The organism is Bradyrhizobium sp. P5_C11_2 (genome assembly GCF_054049755.1).
Genome location: NZ_JBFULT010000757.1, coordinates 1 through 2,921 on the forward strand (window position 1 = coordinate 1; position 2,921 = coordinate 2,921).

2 protein-coding genes are annotated in these 2,921 nt (G+C 65.7%); one reads left to right on the forward strand and one right to left on the reverse strand.

The features are described 5' to 3' along the window. Window positions 1-203: 203 nt before the first annotated feature. Window positions 204-1,817 carry a hypothetical protein gene (locus ACXJL8_RS38085; RefSeq protein ID WP_456686711.1) on the forward strand — a complete coding sequence of 538 codons (1,614 nt, stop codon included), beginning with the start codon at window positions 204-206 and terminating at the stop codon, window positions 1,815-1,817. 30 nt (window positions 1,818-1,847) lie between these two features. On the opposite strand, the gene ACXJL8_RS38090 is transcribed toward ACXJL8_RS38085, so the two are convergent. After that, window positions 1,848-2,405, reverse strand: a complete 558-nt coding sequence (locus ACXJL8_RS38090) for an HNH endonuclease (RefSeq protein WP_025576763.1) — start codon at window positions 2,403-2,405, stop codon at window positions 1,848-1,850. Window positions 2,406-2,921 lie beyond the last annotated feature (516 nt).

Below are 2,921 nucleotides of genomic sequence, written 5' to 3' on the forward strand. Positions count from 1 at the left end.
GGGTGTGAGCGCCTCGTCTGCGGGCGGCTCCGGAACGGGCGGTGGCGCGCGAGCCGCGCGCGCATCGTTAACGAAACGCTGACGTAGATGGTTCGGCACGCGGTTCCGACAAGCCAGGATTAAACTTTTGATCGTATCGGGTGAGATAGGCTGGAGGGGCCGGGGGCCATGGGCTGCGCCCTTGACGGGGGAGGGAGAGCTCCGTGACGATTGCCGTGAACCATTGCGATCGCGTGGTCTTGCCGTCATCCGCGGACGGCGCCGGAGCGTGGCCGCGTCCTGCGACCGGGGCCGTGCTGACCTGGCTGCTGCTGTTTGCCGCCGAACTCGTCGCGAGCCTGGCGCTGTGTGACTTCAGGCTCATCTTCTCGCTGGATGACGCGTATATCCATCTCGCGGTCGCCGACCAGATTCTGTCCGGCGGATATGGCGTCAATGCCGGCGAATATTCCTCGCCCAGTTCGTCGATCATCTGGCCGTATATCCTGGCGTTGACTGAAGCGCTCCGCCTCGGCGCCTTTGGTCCGCTCCTGATCAACGCCGCGGCAGCGGGCGCCACGGTGTTCGCGGTCCTGCGTCTTCTGGAAGCGAGCGGATTGTTCGCGGGCACGGGCGAGCGTCCGTTCGCCTGTCTGGTCGCGCTGCTCCTGATCTTCAACGTCAGCGCCGTCGCCCTGCCCATGACCGGCATGGAACACAGCGTTCACGTGTGGGCGTCCGTCGTGACCTTTGCGGGCCTCGCCGGCGCGGCGCGTGGACGCACGCCGACGCCCCTGCATTTTGCCGCTCTGGTGCTGCTTCCGCTGATCCGTTTCGAAGGGGCCGCGTTTGCCTGTGCGGCGATTGCAGGCTTTGCGCTGCTCGGTCAGCGGCGCTTCGCCGCCGGCGCCGCGCTCGCCATCGCCGTCGGCCTGTCCGGCTATGCCGCGCTGATGGTGTCGCGCGGCCTGCCGCTGCTGCCGAGCTCCGTGCTGCTGAAGGGTTATCTCGCGAATCTCGACGAGCCCGCGAGCGCCCTTCCCGCCGTCGTCAAGAATATGATGCGGAGCATGACGAGCTCCTATGGCCAGCGGCTCATTCTGCTCGGCCTTGCCCTTGCGGGCTGCGCCTCCTGGCTGCGCTCCGRCCGCCGGGCGCTGATCGTCTGTCTGACCGTCATCGCGGCCATTGGCGCGCATCTGGTGTTCGGCCAGTACGGCTGGTTCAACCGGTACGAGGTCTACATCATGGCGCTCGCGACCGCCGCGCTGCTGTGGGCGGCTGCGCAACTCAGGCCGCGGCTGCGCGCCTTGCAATGGTCGCTCACGAAGGTTGCGCTGGTGCTCGGTCTCGGCATTGCGGCGGTGCCTTACGTGACGACGGCGCTGGTTACGCCGCTCGCCGCGAGCGACATCTACGAGCAGCAATACCAGATGGCTCGCTTCTCCCGGTCGTTCTACCGGCACCCGATCGCGGTCAACGATCTCGGTCTGGCCGCTTACGGCAACGCGAGCTACACGCTGGATCTCTGGGGCCTCGGTTCGGAACGGGTGCGCCAGGCCAGGATCGCGGGGCAGTACGGACCCGCGGAGATGGAGGCTCTCGCGAGCGACCACGGCGTCGGACTCGTGATGATCTATGACGTCTGGTTCCCGAAAGGTGTGCCGTCGACCTGGACCAAGGTGGCCGTGCTGCGAACGGCGACCGTGACCCTGTCGCAGCGGGATGTCACCTTCTACCGCACACCCTTGGCCGATGCCGCGGAAGTGACCTCGGCGCTTCAGGCCTTCAAGGCGACAATTCCGCCGCGAGACAGGCTCGACATCGTCGCGCCGTAACCGGGCCCGCGCAGGCGCGGGTACAGTTCCCTACGGATCCAGCTCGGTATCCCAGTAGAGATAGTCCAGCCAGCTGTCGTGCAGATAGTTCGGCGGGAACAGGCGGCCGTTGCGGTGCAGCTGGTGCACGGTCGGGGCGAAGGCGTGCTGGCGCGGAAACATCTTGGCCTGCGCCGGCGTGAGATTGCCCTTACGCAAATTACAGGGCGAGCACGCCGCGACCACGTTCTCCCAGGTGGTCTGGCCGCCTTTGCTGCGCGGGATGATGTGATCGAAGGTGAGGTCCTCGGGCGAGCCGCAATATTGGCAGTTGAAACGATCGCGCAGGAAGACGTTGAATCGGGTGAAGGCGGGATGGGTGGTGGGCTTGACGAAGGATTTGAGCGACACCACGCTCGGCAATTGCATTTCCAGCGTGGGACTTCGAACCGCCTGGTCGTAATGCGCGACGATGTTGACGCGGTCGAGGAACACCGCCTTGATCGCGTCCTGCCACGACCAGAGAGACAGCGGGTAGTAACTCARCGGCCGGAAGTCCGCATTCAGCACCAACACCGGCCAACTGCCTTGCGAGACATGTGCGTTCAAGTAACGCTCCCGGCCTCCATGTACGCTGCGAAGCAGCATGTACTGACATACTACATGCAGCGTGACGGGATTGTGWAGCCCGTTGAGCGACTTATTCAGGCGCAGGCAATGCGGCGGCGGGGTGGCAAAGCGCTCAAAAGCGCCGTGATTGGGGAGGTCGATGCGGGGCAACCGCGGAACCGCCTTCACGGTCAAGGCGCCGGACCGGGTGGCGCGAGGGCGTCTCCATAGCCGACACATATCGTGCGACGCGGCCTCGTTCTCCGCCGTCGTCCTGGCGAAAGCCAGGACCCCTACCGCGGAATCCATCCATGATGCGCGGTCCCAGTACCGCGCGGCAGCCTGTCTTCACCAAACCGCTTCCTGGGGCAATCGCGACGAGCGCAAGCGCTCGCGCGGAGGTCCTGGCTTTCGCCAGAACGACGCCGGGGAGGGAGCGGCACTTCAAAAGCGCGTCATCTCTTCGCGGCGGCGCCGTTGGATCACTCCCGCACCCGCTCCAGCTTCTGCAAGCAC